Annotated in this window: 11 protein-coding genes and 3 pseudogenes; 4 read left to right on the top strand and 10 right to left on the bottom strand. The window is 61.9% G+C overall.

Annotated elements, in window-relative coordinates:
• Positions 1-7: 7 nt before the first annotated feature.
• The 4 genes from DCD74_RS11830 to DCD74_RS11815 form a co-directional block, all read right to left on the bottom strand.
• A complete protein-coding gene (locus DCD74_RS11830; protein WP_112927477.1) occupies positions 8-934 on the bottom strand; it encodes a DUF5655 domain-containing protein in 927 nt (308 codons plus the stop codon).
• A complete protein-coding gene (locus DCD74_RS11825; protein ID WP_112927476.1) occupies positions 927-1,685 on the bottom strand; it encodes a hypothetical protein in 759 nt (252 codons plus the stop codon). Before DCD74_RS11825 ends, DCD74_RS11830 begins: the two co-directional genes overlap by 8 nt.
• Positions 1,682-2,866: a restriction endonuclease subunit S gene (locus DCD74_RS11820; RefSeq protein WP_217424260.1), complete on the bottom strand. Its 1,185-nt coding sequence runs from the start codon at positions 2,864-2,866 to the stop codon at positions 1,682-1,684. The genes DCD74_RS11825 and DCD74_RS11820 overlap by 4 nt, the downstream gene beginning before the upstream one ends.
• An 80-nt stretch (positions 2,867-2,946) precedes the next feature.
• Positions 2,947-4,794, bottom strand: coding sequence for a type I restriction-modification system subunit M (locus tag DCD74_RS11815; RefSeq protein ID WP_112927474.1), 1,848 nt, complete (start codon positions 4,792-4,794; stop codon positions 2,947-2,949).
• A gap of 207 nt (positions 4,795-5,001) precedes the next feature.
• On the opposite strand from DCD74_RS11815, the pseudogene DCD74_RS13025 reads away from it, so the two are divergent.
• From DCD74_RS13025 to DCD74_RS11795, 4 genes and pseudogenes are all read left to right on the top strand, one after another.
• A pseudogene (locus tag DCD74_RS13025) lies at positions 5,002-5,250 on the top strand (transposase); the annotation flags it as partial.
• A 61-nt stretch (positions 5,251-5,311) separates the two neighbouring features.
• Positions 5,312-6,464, top strand: a pseudogene (locus DCD74_RS11805) (IS30 family transposase).
• A gap of 12 nt (positions 6,465-6,476) precedes the next feature.
• Positions 6,477-7,365: pseudogene (locus tag DCD74_RS11800) on the top strand (IS3 family transposase); the annotation flags it as partial.
• A 211-nt stretch (positions 7,366-7,576) separates the two neighbouring features.
• The gene (locus DCD74_RS11795; RefSeq protein ID WP_112927472.1) at positions 7,577-9,013 is read left to right on the top strand and encodes an IS1182 family transposase; all 1,437 of its coding nucleotides are present in this window, start codon (positions 7,577-7,579) and stop codon (positions 9,011-9,013) included.
• A gap of 130 nt (positions 9,014-9,143) precedes the next feature.
• On the opposite strand, the gene DCD74_RS11790 is transcribed toward DCD74_RS11795, so the two are convergent.
• The 6 genes from DCD74_RS11790 to DCD74_RS11765 all read right to left on the bottom strand — a co-directional run bounded on the left by DCD74_RS11790 (position 9,144) and on the right by DCD74_RS11765 (position 17,260).
• On the bottom strand, positions 9,144-10,478 hold the full coding sequence (locus DCD74_RS11790; RefSeq protein ID WP_112927471.1) for an MFS transporter: 1,335 nt from the start codon (positions 10,476-10,478) through the stop codon (positions 9,144-9,146).
• 17 nt (positions 10,479-10,495) lie between these two features.
• Positions 10,496-13,648, bottom strand: coding sequence for an efflux RND transporter permease subunit (locus tag DCD74_RS11785; RefSeq protein ID WP_112927470.1), 3,153 nt, complete (start codon positions 13,646-13,648; stop codon positions 10,496-10,498).
• A gap of 10 nt (positions 13,649-13,658) precedes the next feature.
• Entirely contained in the window at positions 13,659-15,212 is a 1,554-nt protein-coding gene (locus tag DCD74_RS11780; protein WP_112927469.1) for an efflux RND transporter periplasmic adaptor subunit, read from the bottom strand.
• A gap of 54 nt (positions 15,213-15,266) precedes the next feature.
• On the bottom strand, positions 15,267-15,566 hold the full coding sequence (locus tag DCD74_RS11775) for a hypothetical protein (protein ID WP_162616010.1): 300 nt from the start codon (positions 15,564-15,566) through the stop codon (positions 15,267-15,269).
• 11 nt (positions 15,567-15,577) lie between these two features.
• A complete protein-coding gene (locus DCD74_RS11770) occupies positions 15,578-16,810 on the bottom strand; it encodes a TolC family protein (RefSeq protein WP_112927467.1) in 1,233 nt (410 codons plus the stop codon).
• Positions 16,811-16,879: 69 nt separating this feature from the next.
• Positions 16,880-17,260 (bottom strand): hypothetical protein, encoded by a 381-nt coding sequence (locus DCD74_RS11765; RefSeq protein WP_162616009.1) that lies wholly within the window; start codon positions 17,258-17,260, stop codon positions 16,880-16,882.
• Positions 17,261-17,290 lie beyond the last annotated feature (30 nt).

Genomic DNA, 17,290 nt, shown 5'->3' with positions numbered 1-17,290 from the left:
CCCAGGCTCAACCTTCCTGGTAGCTGCGATCCAGCAGCGGTTTGGCCTTGTCCATGTCCGCTTGGGTGCGGAGCGTCAGTTCCAGATCACCCGTCCCCCATGTGCCGATGTTGCGGGTATCTCGGCTGAACCCGTCCTCCAGCGTAACCGTGTCTGGATCCACCTTCAGCATCACCAAGAGCTTGTCCCGGTAGGGAATGACGCAGGCGAAGTTCTTCAGCCGCCGAAACGCCGTGTAAAGCTTCAAGTGCTTTTCCTGCACGTCATCGCCCAGCGCATTGAGATAGCTGGCAAGGGTTTCGTAGAGCTGTCGGATCTCCGGCTGCGCCTGCGCAAGCTGTTCCGCGGCCGTCTTATCCTTACCACTGATCTTAGGCGTTCCGGTTGTGGCTCCAGTCGCTTGGGTCTTTCCGGCCGTGGCGTCGCTCACGCTGACCGCATTGACCAGCTCCAGCAGCAACAGGTCATCGCCGAACAGCTTGTAGCGGATCAGCTCGATGTTGCGGGGAATCTGCTGGACGGCATGCTGGTCGTAGCGGGTGAAATCGGCCGCGATGCACAACAGGCGCGTACCGGTCCAGTCGATGGCGTCGGCTACGTCCTTGCCCAGACGCTCCATGACCAGCCAGCGGAACTCGGCCTGATGGTCCAGCAGCCAGTCCAGATAGAACAGGCCCTGGTTGATGACGTTTTCGTTGCTGTGGCGCTTGTACTCGACGATGACAGGGCAGCCGTTCTCGTCCAGCCCCAGCGAGTCGATGCGCCCCTTGTGGGTCTTGCCTGTCGCGTGCTCGGTGGCCAGGAAGCGGACCCCGAGGAATGCCGGCATCTGTGACTCAATCAGCGCCTGCAACTGGCGCTCCACGGCCACTGCGCGGCCGGGCAGCTCAATTGCCAGTCCTTCACTCAGGCGGAACAACTGGATATCACTCATGTCCCGGATGTCCCCCCATATGGACGGAATGCTTGCCCAAGAACCAGTGCCCCGTCACGCGGCTGCGGCGATACTCGCCCAGATAACCCACGCAACGATCGAAGATCTCCACCCGCCACGATCGCTCGCCCTGCGGTGGCAAGCTTGCTTCCAGTGCATGCAGGTCGGCCAGCCAGTGGTCCAGCCCCTCCGTGACCAGCACGGCGCGACGTTGATGCGGGACCAGGTGTACCAGCGGGTTCGCCGACGGCTCGACCGTGGGTGGGCCGGCATGTGCTGCCAGATGCAGCGGATCGCTGCCGCCGTAGAAGGGATCGTGGTGGTGGACTTGGCCACGCCGGGCGAAGCCGCGCCACCACTCCTCATTTTTCCAACGGGAATGGCGGCCAAGCCACATGGGAGACGGCCCGTCAAATGGACTGACGCTCTGCGGAAACTCGTAGCCAACGCCCTCGGGTAGCCATGCCCACGCTGCGTAGTAGTCGATGAGGTCATCGGCGCCCCACACCCGCTGCACCAGTGCCAGTAGGGGCGAATCGTCCACCGGCTTGCCGGCGGCGTACCACCAGGCCAGTCCACAACCGACATCGACCCAACCCAGCAGGCTGGACAGCGTGTAGTGCAGTGCGCCCCAGTGGGCGCAGGCCTGGTCGAATGGTCCGGTTGTCGGCTGCGGGATCGCGCTTTCCAGCCGGGGATCGGCCAGTGCGTGGAACACCGCGGGGACATCGCGGAGCCAGGGGTCGGTCACGACGCCTCCCTCTCCACTGCGCCTCGCACGTCGATCTTGCCGGTGACGGCGGCGGCGATCAGGGCGGAGCGACGTTCTCTTAGGAGAGTGATTGCACGCTCGGCTTCGGCCTTCATTTCATCGATTGTTGCCGTTTCAGAGCCGACGAAGGCGGCAATTCCTGCTTGTTCGGTAATGGGCGGCAGCACAACGCTTATGTTCTTCAAATGATTGATGCCGACATTTCCCTGCGTGTTTGTATTTACTTGACCTTCTACAGCCTGACGAAACGCATCTGACCTCATGTACTGAAACAGATACAAGCCTGATACCTTGGAATGATTTGCCTTGAGCGTGACGCACGAGTAAGACACCAGAAAATCCGTGTCGACGTCGACATACATGGATGTCCCGATGGTCGCATAGCGCGCCATGATTACATCTCCCTTTGAACTCTTAATCTTTCTAGAGAGCGCCAAGTAGTCTTCATCGCTAACCTGCTTGCAGCCTTCGAGGCTCACTTCGCTAACAAATTCCTTCAAGTCACCCGTCATCAGGTAAGGAACACCCTGCTCGACTGACGCCGGCATGAAATGGTCAACATCGCCGATTGCATCAAGAATGACGCCGAGTCTTGTTATTTCCCAATGCGCCGGCACCTCCCCCAACCACGCAATGCCGGAGTCCTTCATCGGGGCGTTGGGGTCGAGGCCGCGGGTTACGGCGTGGGAGATGGCGGCCTGGCGCTTTTCGGCCAGCAGCGCCAGCAGCTTCTCCTGCTCGGCGATCAGCGCATCGATCTTGGCGGTTTCGCGGTCGAGTAAGTTGGCAATCGAACGTTGTTCCTCCAAGGGCGGGGAGGCCAGGAAGTGCGCATCTAGCGCGGCCTTTGTCATGCTTGGCAGCGCGGTGTTGGTCGAATAAAGGCCAAAGGGAATCGTCGTGGCTGCGTAGTAACAGAAGCGTCCGCACACATCCGGTCGGATTCGGCTCCAGTACATAGTGTCGACGGTCCAAAACCTGCCTTTGACATGCAGCGGCCGGTCGATCGTTCCCTTTCTCCCGAGCAGCACCGACTCGCCGTCGTAGATGTAATCAGTGGCGAACGTGAACTGTCCACCTGATCCAAGTACGGGATAGCCGTCCTCCGCTTCGATGTGCTTGTAGTCCGCGCCGTTCTGAATATCGAGGAGTCGCTTCATTGGAGACACCCCCCAATGCGCGGGCAACTCTCCCAGCCAAGGCACTCTGCTGTCCCGGTACTCCGGATACCTCGGCAGACTCATTCCGCCAGCTCCCCCAGCATCCGCATGATGTTGCCGGCCACCTGCTTCAGCTCGGCGTCGATCTCCTCCAGCGGACGCGGCGGCTCGAACACGTAGAAGTGCCGGTTGAACGGAATCTCGTAGCCGACCTTGGTCTTGCTGTCGTCGATCCACGCATCCGGTGCATGCGGCAGCACCTCGCGCTGGAAGTAGGCCTGGATGTCCTCGCCCAGCGGCACGTTTTCAGTGTCGCGCAGGCTGCTGTCGGGCTGCGGCTTGCCCTTCTGCTTGCCCTTTTCGAACGTAACCACGTTGCCGGCTTCGTCGCGCAGCGGTCGTTCCACTGTGATGGTGGTATAGCCGAAGGCCTCATTGTCGAAGATGCGAGAGATCGGCACGCGCTTGAGCTTGCCACCTTCCGGCGGTACCGGCAGGTTGTCGGTGCCTGTGACGATGCGCTTTTCGACTGTGTTGCCTGCAGCATCCAGCACGGTGACGCGCTCGGCCTCGGTGAAGTCACCGAACAGCCGTGTGACGGTGGCGATGTCGTCCTCGCCCATTTCCTTGCGCTTGCTGCCCAGGCTCTTGCGCATCTTGCGCCAGAAGCCACTGGCGTCAATCAGCTGCACCTGGCCACGGCGGTCTGCCGGCTTCTTGTTGCTGACGATCCAGACATAGGTGGCGATGCCGGTGTTGTAGAACATGTCGGTCGGCAGGCCAATGATGGCCTCGACCAGATCGTTTTCCAGCAGGTAGCGGCGGATCTCGCTCTCGCCACTGCCGGCACCACCGGTAAACAGGGGCGAGCCGTTGAGCACGATGCCGAAGCGGCTGCCACCCTCACCGTTGCCCATTGGCGTCATCTTCGACACCAGGTGCAGCAGGAACAGCATCGAACCGTCGGATACGCGCGGCAGGCCCGGGCCGAAGCGGCCATCGAAGCCCTTCTGCTCGTGCTCATCCGTGACCACCTTCTGCACCTTCTTCCATTCCACACCGAAGGGCGGATTGGCGAGCATGTAGTCAAACTTACGGTGGGTGAAGCCGTCCTCGCTAAGCGTATTGCCCGGCACGATGTTGCCCACGTCCTGCCCGCGGATCAGCATGTCCGCCTTGCAGATGGCGTAGGACTCGTCGTTGAGCTCCTGGCCGTACAGGGTCAGGCGAGCGGCCGGGTTGTGCTCGATCAGGTGCTCGGCCGCGACAGAGAGCATGCCACCGGTGCCAGCCGTGGGGTCGTAGATGGTGCGCACCACGGCATTGCCGGGGGTCAGCACATCGTCGTCCTCGATGAAGATCAGGTTGACCATCAGCCGGATGACTTCACGCGGGGTGAAGTGCTCACCCGCCGTCTCGTTGGAGAGCTCGGCGAACTTGCGGATCAGCTCCTCGAACACGAGGCCCATCTGGGCGTTGTCCACCCGGTCCGGGTGCAGGTCGATGTTCGCGAACTTCTCGGTGATCAGGTACAGCAGCTTGTCTTTGGCCAACCGCTCGATCTGGGTATAGAAATCGAACCGCTCGAAGATGTCCCGGGCCTCGGGAGAGAAGCCCTGCACGTAGCTGTAGAGGTTCTGGCGGATGTGATCCTGATCGCCCAGCAGCTTGGGCAGATCCATGGGCGAGGTGTTGTAGAACCGCGCTTCGCCCACGATCCGGCGGAGGAAGGGGTCGGGATTGACGCCCGCCTCGGTCTTCTTGGCATGCTCGGCCAACACCTTGCCCTTGGTCGGGGCCAGCACGCAGTCCAGCCGGCGCAGCACGGTAAACGGCAGGATGAAGCGCCCGTATTCGTGCGGCTTGTAGTTGCCGCGCAGCAGGTCGGCGACGGACCAGATGAAGGACGAAAGAGCAACCTGATTCATGCGACTCGGGTTCCCCTGTTGCTGGAGCAAACCCGGATGATAGTCGAGCCCGTCGCGCAGGCTGAGATTTACCGTAGCCCGCGGGAAAGGGCATATCGCCACCCCTATTTCTGGTAGCCGGGTGCACCCCGCATTGAAACGGTTTGAATCGCCCCGGGTTCTCTAGACATCTCCGAGCCGTACATTACGGCAATCACGGAGGTGGATATGAGCAGCAAGCGGTATACGGATGAGTTCAAGGTCGAAGCGGCCAAACAGGTGATCGACCAGGGGCGCCCGGTGCGTGAGGTGGCGGGTCGGCTGGGAGTCAGCATCGATACGCTTTACGCGTGGGTGCGTATGCAGCGCAAGGTGCCTGAGGCACGCCATGCCGATGTTTCATTGGCGGCTGAGAACCGGCGCTTGCAAGCCGAGCTCAAGCGGGTGACCGAGGAACGCGACATCCTAAAAAAGGCCGCGGTGAATTCAACCCGTCAATGCAACATGATCAACAATTGCACTGATTGGAGCGAACGATATGGCAAGGATGGGGCGGCCCGGTATGTCTCGGGCCCAGAAGCAAGATTTATGGCGACGATGGAAGGGTGGCCAGTCACTCAGCGGCATTGCCCGCTTCTTTGACAAGAATCCAGGTTCGATTTTCGGGGTTCTGGCCGCGCATGGCGGGATCGCGCCGAGGGCGCGGCGTCGATCCGCTCGATCGCTGAGTTTAGTGGACCGCGAAGAGATATCTCGATGCTTGGCTTCTGGCCAGTCGTTTCGCCAGATTGCGCTCAGCCTAGGGCGGCCTACCTCGACGATTAGCCGGGAAGTTGCACGACATGGCGGCCGTGATCGATATCGGGCCGCACATGCCGATGAGGCCGCTTGGGAGGCGGCCCGGAGGCCACAGTCTTGTCGGTTAGCCGATAACCCTCGGCTGCGCTGGTTGGTGGCTTGTAAGCTGGGCCAGCAATGGTCGCCGGAACAGATCGCCGGCTGGCTTAAGCTCAGGTTCCCGCTCAACCAGGCACTGCAGGTGTCGCACGAAACGATCTACCGGAGCTTGTTCATCCAGGCGCGTGGTCTGCTCAAGAAGGAACTCTTGGCGCACTTGCGCACGCGTCGCCGTATGCGCCACTCGAAGCTGGCCATCGCAATGTCTCGCGGCGGGATCATCGACGCGATATCGATTCGGGAGCGCCCGGCGGAGGTCGAAGATCGCGCCGTGCCGGGGTTGGGAGGGTGATCTGATCACGGGAAGCAACAATTCCCATATCGCGACGCTGGTGGAGCGGCACTCGCGCTTCGTGATGCTGGTGAAGGTCAAGGGTAAGGACACCAATAGCGTCGTCTCGGCGCTGAGCCGGCAAGTGAAAACACTACCAACTGCATTGCGAAAATCTTTGACGTGGGATCGAGGTGGTGAGATGGCTAGCCACAAGAACTTCACCGTGGCGACCGACACCCAGGTCTACTTCTGCGATCCGAAAAGCCCTTGGCAGCGCGGTTCGAACGAAAACACCAATGGTCTGCTGCGGCAGTACTTCCCCGACGGCACGGACCTATCCAGCCATTCGCAGGCATTCTTGAACAAGATCGCCAGACGACTCAACGAAAGGCCCCGTAAGACCTTGGGCTTCCAGACGCCAGCCGCTAAGCTGAGCCAAGCCGTTGCGTCAACGGGTTGAACTCACCACGGCGTACTTTGCCAGGGGGTAAGGGCGAAGTACGCGTTCATGCAGGCGCATCTCGATCAGTTCCGCGTGACCAGCATGTGCCGGGTGCTCGGCGTGCAACGCAGCGACTTCTACGCGTGGCAGAACCGGCCGCACAGCGAGCGCCATTACGAGGATCAGCTTTTGCTCGGGATGATCAAGCAGGCATGGCTGGAGAGCGGTACGGTCTATGGTTACCGCAAGGTCACCGATGACCTGCGCGACCTGGGCGAGCAGTGCGGCAAGCATCGCGTGGCACGGCTGATGAAGGGCGAAGGCTTGCGGGCACAAGTGGGTTACGGGCGTCGCCCGCGGCCTCGCGGTGGCCGCGTATCGACGGTGGCGCCCAATCGCCTGGACCGGCAGTTCGACGTGGCCGCGCCGAACACGCACTGGGTCACCGACATCACCTATATCCGCACGCACGAGGGCTGGCTGTACCTGGCGGTGGTGCTGGATCTGTACTCGCGCCAGGTCGTTGGCTGGGCAATGCAGAGCCAGATGCATGCCGATCTGATGCTACAGGCGTTGTTGGCAGCGGTGTGGCGACGCAAGCCAGCGCCCGGCCTGATGCTGCACTCGGATCAAGGCAGCCAGTTCACCGGCGCCGAATGGCAGACGTTCCTGAAAGCGCACGGCATCGTCTGCAGCATGAGCCGGCGCGGCAACTGCCACGACAACGCCGTGGTGGAGAGCTTCTTCCAGTTGCTCAAGCGGGAGCGGATCAAGCGGAGATTTACCTGACCCGGGATGCGGCGCGCAGCGACGTGTTTCACTACATCGAGATGTCTACAACCCGAAGCGCCGGCATGGCTCCAACGGAGGCGTCTCTCCGGTAGAGTTCGAACGACAGGCGGGACTTTCAGGCTTGTAGGTGTCTACGAAACCCGGGGCGATTCAGTTGCAAGGAAGCACACCTTCAACAGCAACTTCTCGAGACTTGGGTGCGGGCAAGATGAACCACTCTTCAAAGGCCGGTTCTAGCCGGAAGCCGTCAGTCCACCCCATGGCAGCTATCGGCCGAGGCTGTGTGAAAACCCCGCCTCCACTGGCATGATCTGAGTACCGGTTGATGGGTGCTCTGCATGAAGCGATTCGTCGATGGAATAGATCGATCCCAAGGGCTTCTGCTCCCTGATCGGCTGGAGGACTACGTCCACGAGGACAACCCGGTGCGGGTCGTCGATGCATTCGTCGAGGCCCTCGACCTGAGCGCGCTGGGCTTCGAGGCCGCCAATCGCGCGGCAGGTGGTCGGCCTGCGTATCACCCGGCCACGCTGCTCAAGATTTACATCTACGGCTACCTCAACCGCATCCAGTCCAGCCGGCGCCTGGAGCGGGAGGCGCAACGGAATCTGGAGCTGATCTGGCTGACCGGACGACTGGCACCGGACTTCAAGACCATCGCCGACTTCCGCAAGGACAACGGCGCTGCAATCACGGCCGTGTGCAGCCGGTTCGTTGCACTGTGCCGGAGCATGAAGGTCTTCTCGCATGCCATCGTCGCGATCGATGGCAGCAAGCTCAAAGCGGTGAACAGCCGGGACCGCAACTTCACCGTTGGTAAGGTCAGAGGACGCCGGCAGCAGTTGGAGGAGAGCGTTGCGCGATACCTCGCCGAACTGGACCGAGCGGACCGCGACCCTGCCTTGCTGCCGGAGGGGCGTGCACCACATCTGAAGGACAAGCTGGCGAAGCTGCGCGCGCAGATGGAGAAGCTTGATGCCATCGAAAAGCAGCTTGAGGCCGCACCAGATCACCAGATCTCGCTGACGGACCCGGACGCAAGATCAATGACGTCAAGCGGTCGGGGCACAGGCACGGTTGGCTACAACGTCCAGGCGGTGGTCGACGCCAAGCATCATCTGATCGTCGCTCATGACGTGACGAACGACGGCCACGACCGCGCGCAGCTCTCGCGCATGGCAACGAAGGCCAGGGAAGCCCTTGGCACCGAACGTATGACGGCGCTGGCAGATCGTGGCTACTTCAATGCACCGGAGATCCTGGCGTGCGAGGAGGCAGGCGTCATTCCGTTGGTGCCCAAGCCGCTCACGTCGAACAGCAAGGCCGAAGGCCGGTTCGACAAGCGGGACTTCATTTACGACGAAGCCGCGGATGAGTACGAATGTCCAGCAGGCGAAAGGGCGATCCATCGCTTCACGGCCGAAGAAAAGGGCCTGACCCTGCACAAGTATTGGTCATCCGCCTGCCCCCGCTGCCCGATGCGGATGAAATGCACGACCGCGAGCTATAGACGAATCACCCGCTGGGAGCACGAACACGTGCTCGAGCGAATGCAGATGCTGCTGGATGCAAGGCCACAAGCTGCAGTGGTGCGAAGACAGACGGTGGAGCATGTCTTCGGCACGCTCAAATCATGGCTTGGCACTACGCCATTGCTGACCAAGACCCTTCCAAAGGTAAGAAGCGAGGTCAGCTTGGCGGTGTTGGCCTACAACATGAAACGGATGATCAAGATCGTGGGTACTCAAGGCATGGTGCGGGCCATCGCGGCCTGAGCATCACGTTCTTTTGCTGCACGCTGGTTGCTCGAACTGGCCACGTCGGTGTCGTGAGTCCTGTTCCAACGCGTTTTTACACAGCCTCGGCCAGAAGCGGTCATTCGTGACATGGATCTTCCGCGTATGGCTATCCCGGCCACCTCTGATGCCATTCGTCGATGTGCACCACGTGCGAGTGCGCTCCTTCTGGGAACCCGCCATGCTCAATCCAATGCGGGTGCCCTTCCGGTAGGTCATCGTGTCGATGTTCAATCTCGGCCATTTCGCGCGTCGGCCATGTCACTAGTGCCAATGTGAGACCGAGCGCCGCAAGGGCGGTGAGCGCAACAAACGCCACGCCTAGCCCAAATTGCGATCCCAACCACCCTGCCAGCGGGTAGCTGATCAGCCAACAAACGTGTGAGAGCGAGAACTGGGCGGCGAACAGGAACGGCAGGTCATCAGACTTGGCCGATCGGCGCAAAAGCCGCCCACCTGGCGTGACAAGACCAGCGTAGGCCATGCCCATCACGGCCCACAATGGGAGCAGTAGCGCCCAAGCGATCTTGCCACCCTGCACCTGCCACACCACGCTGCCGATTATCAATGACAGCAGCGTGGCACCAGCAGCCGTCAACATGACCCGGCGGTCCGACCAGCAATCAAGCAGTTTCGGCAGTGTCAAGGCGACCAGCATCGAACCAGCGCCGAACGCCGCCAGCGCCCACGCCACTTGCCGATCGCCACCACCCAGCACGCTGCGCACGATGACCACCGTGTTGACGAAGACCATCGCACCACCGGCTGCCGCGATCAGGTTGATTGCCAGCAGACCACGCAGCCGTGGCGTATGCAGGTAGATGCGGATGCCCCGAATCGCTCGATCAAAAGGTCGACCGCGTGCGCTGGTTGCCGCCATCGGGAACGCAGCGGTCAGCACCAACAACGCGGAAAGTGCAAACCCTGCCGATGTGCCAACAAACAGCGCATGGAAGTTGATGACCGTCAGCAACGCTGCGGCCAGCATCGGGCTCAGCAAGCTTTCCAGATCGTAGGCCAGCCGCGACAACGACAAGGCACGCGTGTAGTCGCCTTCGGCCGGCAATATCTCCGGTATGAGCGACTGGAACAGCGGCGTGAAACAGGCCGACGCTGATTGCAGCAATGCAATCAGCACATAGACCTGCCAGATCTCGGTCACGAACGGCAGGGCCAGCACCACACCAGCGCGGATAACGTCCAGCGCGACCAAGACGGGCTTGCGCAGGCGCGGCGACATCAGTGCGCCGGACATGGGAGCCAGCAGTACGTACACCACCATCTTGATGGCGAGCGCAGTGCCAAGCACTTCGCCGGCTTGCGCACCGGCGATGTCATATGCCAGCAGCGCCAAGGCCACGGTCGCCAAGCCCGTGCCAACAAGCGCCACGACCTGGGCGAGGAATAGCTTGCGAAATGTGGCGTGCTGAAGGATGGCAAACATACTGTGTTCCGGTGCCGTTAGCGGCGCTGTGGCTCAGCGTCCATGCTTCTGACGGACGCCTGCGCACTGGCACCGCTACGTGTGCGCTCGCCGAACTCCCCGTAACGCAAGTAGAGAGCGGGCAGTACCAGCATGTTGAGTACGGTCGAACTGAGCAGTCCAGCCAGAATGACGATCGCCATGGGTGCCTGGATCTCGCTGCCCGGCTCACCAGCCGACAGCGCAAGCGGCACGAGTGCCAGTGCTGTGGCCAGCGCGGTCATGGTGATTGGCACTACGCGTTCCTCCGCGCCGCGCCGCACCCGTTCAACTGGGTCATCCACGCCCTCTTCCTGCGAAAGATGGTGAATGTGGGCAATCAGCATCACGCCATTGCGCGTAGCAATGCCGAACAAGGTGATAAAGCCAATGATCGATGCGACAGTCATCACGCCACCGCCTAGCCACACACCCGCGACACCGCCTAGCAACGCCAGCGGCAAGTTGAGCATGACCAGCAAGGCATCGCGCGTGCTTGAGAACGCCAGATAGAGCAACAGAAAGATGCCGACAATCACCACACTACCAAGCATCAGTAGTGTGCGCGAGGCGGCGGCGGCGCTCTCGAACTGCCCGCCGTACTCCACGTGGTAACCAGCCGGCAACGCGATGTTCTGCTCAATACGCTGGCGGGCGTCATTGACCACACTATTGAGATCCCGCCCAGCCACGTTCGCCATGACGATGATCCGGCGTTGCACATTCTCCCGTCCGATCTGGTTTGGCCCCCGGTTGCGCGTCACCTTGGCGATGGCTGACAGCGGCACTTGTGCGCCTTCCGGTGTGGCGATCTGCAGGGATTGCATGGCTTCAACGCTGTCGCGTGCTGCATCGGGCAAACGCACGACCAAATTGACGTTGGCATTGCCTTCCAGTACGCGCGAGACGGTGCTGCCAAAGAACGCCGTTTCAATGGCGTGGCTGGCCTCTCGTATCGTCATGCCGTAACGGGCAATGGCCTGGCGATCAAAATCGACGGTAACGAACGGGAGCTCGGACTGCTGCTCCAAATTCACGTCCACCGCACCCGGCACGGCCTTCACCTGATCCTCGATCTGCTTGCCAATGCGACGAAGCTCGTACAGGTCGTTGCCGAACAGCTTGATCGCGATATTCGCGCGGGTACCCGACAGCATATGGTCGATGCGATGCGAGATCGGTTGACCAATCACCACCTGCGCACCGGAAATTCCCGAGAACTCGCTGCGAAGATGCGAAAGCAGCGCTTGCTTGCTGCGATCCTTCATCTCCAGCGTCACCTCGATTTCGGAGGCGTAAATTTCCTGCGCATGGGGGTCGAGTTCCGCACGCCCGGTGCGTCGCCCTGTGGCCACCACCTCCGGCTGCTCCAACAGGATCTTCTCGACCCGGCTTGCCAGAGCATCGGATTGCGGTAGCGATGTGCCCGGTAGCGTCGTCACGTTGACCGTCAAACTGCCCTCATTGAAGTCCGGGAGAAAGGCCCGGCCCGCCAACAGCAGAGCAGCCAAGGTCAGCACCGTTCCAACCACGGATGCGACACCAATTGATTTCCAACGCGGCAAGCTGGCCTCAAGTAGCGGGCGATAACGACTCTTTAGCCACTGCGAAAGGCGCGACTCATGCCCTTCGCGCACGATCTTCGACTTCGGCAGGAAAAGGCTGCACAACACCGGGGTGATCGTGACGGCGACCGCAAGTGAGGCCAGCAGCGACACTACATAGGCGAAGCCCAATGGCTGCATCAACCGGCCTTCCACCCCGCTGAGGACAAAGATCGGCAAGAACACCAGCACGATGATGATGGTGGCGAAGACCACGGACCCCTGGATTTCGCGGGTCGCGGCAAAGACCACTTGCAACGTGCTGCGACGCTCGGCATCGGACAGCATCGCGTTCTCGCGCAGCCGACGCACGATGTTTTCGACCACGATGATTGCGTCATCTACTAGCGCGCCCAGAGCGATTGCCATGCCGCCCAATGTCATGGTGTTTATGCCGATGCCCGCGGCCTTCATGGCCAGCACAGCGGCGGCAAGTGAGAGTGGAATCGCCAGCAAGGTGATCGCAGTGGCACGCCCGCTCAACAGGAAAGCGAACACGATGGCGATCACCAGAATCATGCCTTCGATGATCGCCTTTCCCAGGTTGCCGATGCCGACACTGATGAAGTCGGACTGTCGGAACAGGTTGGCGCTGATCGTCATTCCTTGTGGCAGCGATGTCTGGATGTCAGCCAGCACTTCATCGATCTTTTCCGTCAATGCCAGCGTATTCGCGCCGGGTTGCTTCTGGATGCCGATGACGACTGCCGGATTGCCGTTGAAGCTGGCGGTACCACGTGTCGGTGCGGCGCCAATGCGCACATCGGCCACATCACGCACCAGCACCGGGCGATCGCCGCGCTGGGCCACGAAGATCTCGCCGATATCGGTGGACTCACGAACCCGTCCACGGCCATGGATGAGGAATTCCTGTCCGTTCTCGACATAGAAGCCCGCCGAGGTGTTCTCGTTGCTGCCGGCCACAGCGGTCATCAACTGATCCAGCGTGACCCCAAAGGATGAAAGGCGAAGCGGATCCGCCACCACCTGGAACTGACGGGTGTCTCCGCCATTGGGGATCACCTCCGCCACACCCGGTACCGCCAACAATCGCCTGCGTAGCACGAAGTCCGCCGCGGTCTTCAGCTCCATCGGCGTGTGCTTATCCGAGTGCAGGGCGATGAACATGATCTCGCCCATGATCGAGGTGATGGGCGCGAGCGTCGGCTCCGGGATATCGGGGGGAAGCTGGCCTCGCACCGTGGCGATCCGCTCGGCCACGATCTGGCGTGCCTGATAGATGTCGGTTCCCCAGTCAAACTCCACGGTGACCACGCCAATACCAACGCTATTGGTGGAGCGTACCCGGCGCACGCCCGGTGCACCGTTGAGCGCGGTCTCCAGTGGAAAGGCTACCAACGTCTCCACTTCTTCAGGCGCCATGCCATGCGCTTCGGTCACGACCGTGACAGAAGGAGCGGTCAAGTCCGGGAAGACGTCGACCGGCATCCGCCGTGCCTCGAACGTGCCCCAGAGCAACAGCAGCAGACCACCGAACAACACGAAGATTCGGTTGCGCAGCGACCAATCGATCAACTTGCCAATCATCGTGCTCTCCTCAGTGCGCGTGGCCGTGGCCCATGGCCTCCGGTGTCGCCGCCGCTAGCCGTACCAACATCGCGCCGCGGCTGACGACGCGATCGCCGTTCTTCAGACCCTCCAGCACCTCGAAACGGTCGCCATCGCGCACACCCAGCCGCACGGGCACCCGCGAGAACGACTCGCCGCCGCGCATCACATACACCACACGCTCGCCGCCATCGTCGATGACCGCGCTCGCAGGAACGCTCAGTACCGAGCGCTTGCTGCCCGTGAACACGCGCGCCTGCACGTTCTGGTTCAGCGCAATGTGCTTGTCCGGACGGGACAAGGCGAAGATCACCGGCACACTGCGGCTCTCCGGATCGATCATCGAACCGGCGCCCACCAACCGTCCGTTCACGCCTGGCCTGACCTCAACGGATTGCCCCATGCCGGGCAGCTCAAATGCGATCCCGTCCGGCTCTTGCAGGCGAGCGGCATCCGCTTCGGCGACGTGGGCTTCGATCCACAATTCCTTGCGATCCACAATCTGAAAGATCGTGTCACCGTCTTCGACTGAGGCGCCATTGGCGATAGGGGCCAGTTCAATTCTTCCGGTGATCGCCGCCTTCAGCGGAATGCCACCCCCACCACCCCCTAGCTGCGACAGTCGCTGCTGCGCGGCGTTGAGCTGGGCTTGCGCAATCTGCTGTGCGCTACGCGCCTCTTCCACGCGACGACGCGATACGGCTTGTTGCGAAAACAGACGCTGCATGCGAGCAGCTTCGCTTGAGGCAAGCGAAGCCTGACTGCGTGCGGATTGCAGATCTGCGCGCAGCGATGCGACATCGGTTCCGGTTGCAAGGCGCGGCGCCAGCATCGCCAATGTCTGTCCGCGAACCACTTCATCCCCAAGTGCGGGAAAGCGTCCGGTCGAACGGACGATGCCTGCTGTAGCCGCCACCACTTCCGCACTACCGTCGCCGGAAGCACGAATAGTCGCCGGCGCCTGTACGGAGTCGCGCAGCTCACGCGGCTGGACATGTTCTATGCCGAAACCGCTCGGCCATTGTTGTTCCTTCAGATAGCCGATTTCGCCTTCTTGCATGCCGGGCGCAGGCCCTGCCTTCAGTGCAGCGGTTGCGTCGGCATAGACAGTGACGTTACCCAGATCGTGGCGGGATTGAATGCCATCGGCGTTCAGCACCAGGCTCAGGTTGCGCTGCCCAGTCGCACGCGGCACTACCGTCGGGGCGAAGATGCCGGGTGCACGCGGTGCCGAAACCCGAAAACGCTCGGTCGGCCCATTGCCGCCAGACAACACCACGTCCACCGTGCCTGCCGTCACTGGTTTGTAGTCGGACATGCGGGTGAAATGGGCCGCGAACGTGGATTTCTGCCCGGCCACCAACGGCGCAAACTCGACGAACAGCTCGGTTTGCGGGGTGAAGTGGGTATATACCTGGGCCTCGGCTTCCGATGCCGCCGATGACGAGTCAGTTCGGTTGCAGGCCGCCAACGTCAACGCGAGCAGCGTTGCGATAAGCGCATGGCGAATGGGAAGAGATCGCGAGAAGGTCGTGTTGCGCATGACATGGGTCCGTAAAGGAGGCCGCGCGGCGTAGGCGCGCCGCGCGGCCAGGCATCAGTGGTCGTCTTCGGGTTCACCGGCTTCATGGGCGTGATCGCCCTCGGCTTTCGCCTCATCGGCATGCTCCACCCCCTCGGGATGGCTGCCGTCCTCGTTGTGGGCATGACCTTCCTCGGCCTTGGGCTGCTCGGCTGCGATGGCCACCGGTGCTTCGTCGCCGTAGACGGCTTCGGTTTGGGTGGCCGCATCCGTGGGCGCAGTGTTGTTGGCGGCGGGTTGTGCTTCGGGTGCGGATTGGCTGCAGGCGGCGACGAAAACACACAGCGCAATTGGGGCAAGACGGGACAGCTTCATGTGGCACTCCTTCATGGGTGGGTTGTGTGGGTTGTTGGTGACATGCGTTCGAGTTCGAGCAACGCGTCCAGTGCACGGGCTTGCTGTTCCAAGGCCTGGTCGATGACGCCGGCTTCAGCGTCGTAGGCGTCCAGCAGACCGACCAGATCGAGTTCCCCTTCGGCAAAGCTGCTGCGTGCGATGGTGGTGAGCCGCGCGGCCTCCGGCACCATCTCGGCCTGCATCCTGCGTGCTGACTCACTCAGTTGCTGCGCCTCTTGGAGCGCAGCCGTGCGCCGCGCACGTGTCTGCACCAGGGCGCGTTGGTACTTTGCGTCCGCACGTTGCGCTTCGGCTGAAGTGCGGGCGCGTTCGCCCTGGTTGCGGTCGAAGATCGGCAAGGGCAAGCCAACCTCGAGCATCAGGGCATCGTCAGTGATGCCGCCCTCGCGTATGCGCTTGCTGCCAATTCCGATCGTGACCGGCAGTGCTGGGTGGCGAGCTGCCACCGCTTGCGCTTCCGCATGAACACGGCGTGCATCAAGCGCATCCAGTTCGGCGCTACGGATGTCGGTGTCAGCGCTAACAACTGGAAGTGTGATCGCATCATCCAGTTCGGCGCTTAACGCGATGTCGCCGACCCAACCTGCCAGCCGGATTCGCGCGGCACGCCCTTCCGCCGCCGCCTGGGTGCGGCGCGCCTGCGACTGGGCGCTGGCCTGTGCGATGCGGCGGCTTTCGTAACCGGACAAATCGCCCGCACGATGGCGTTTGCCTGCGACATCAGCCAATGACGCCAGTCCGGCGGATATCTTGTCCTGCGCCTGCATCCTGCGCTCAGCGGCAGCGGCTGCGTAGTAGTCACGCAGTACATCGCCGCGCAGTCGGACGCGCTCATGCGCAGCCTCAGCTTGCGCGGCAGTCACACCGGCTTCTGCTGCGCGAATGCGTGCGCCGCGACGACCGCCCAACTCGAACGGCTGCGACAGCATCACGCTGGTCTCGCTGCCAGGTTGCGATGGCCCGTCGCGCAACTCCTCGCGATCCACGCTGAGCGTGGGATTGGACCAGGTGCGTGCCGAGACCAACTCGCCTCTTGCGGAGGCAACGCCGGCTTCGAGTTCAGCCTGAAGATGGCCTTGCGACCATGCCAGTTCGACCGCTTCCTGCGCGGTCAGACGTTGCTGAGCATGGCCAACGGCCGCCCAGCACAACAGGGTCAGCGCCAGCAGGCACCGCACCCGGCAACGATGTAAAGAAAACACGGAACCACCTCCGTCCGATCACGAAATCAGCAGCAAGGACAGCCGCGAACATGCGGCTTGGTTGCGGGATCAGGCGATAGGTGGACGGAACGGCAAGGTCAGTCGTGACATGGGAGGCCCCGAGGCATAGGCGCGCACAGGCGACTCGCCTTCAGCCATCAGACTGGGCAGCAGTACTACGGGTTCAATCAAGGCCATCGAGGCTGCCGCACCACTGGGGTGGAGCAAGCTGTGGATACCCAGCGGATCGCCCGGCGCATCCTTGTCATCCGCAGGGACCTCATGACCATCATGGTGCGCGTGGCCGTGGTCGGAATGCAGGGCGGCTGCATGCTCGATCTCATGCAGGTCACCCAATGCAGCCAAGGCTGGCTGAATCAGCATGCCAAGCACCACCAGCACCAGAAGTGCGGTACGCAGGAAACTGCGGTGGCGGCGAATGCGTTGCATGGTCGCAATAAAGGTTACATGCAACCGCTG

The sequence above is a fragment of the Lysobacter oculi genome (assembly GCF_003293695.1).
Lineage (GTDB): Bacteria > Pseudomonadota > Gammaproteobacteria > Xanthomonadales > Xanthomonadaceae > Solilutibacter > Solilutibacter oculi.
Note: the sequence above shows the minus strand (reverse complement) of the source record. Positions and strands in the feature narration are given on the sequence as shown.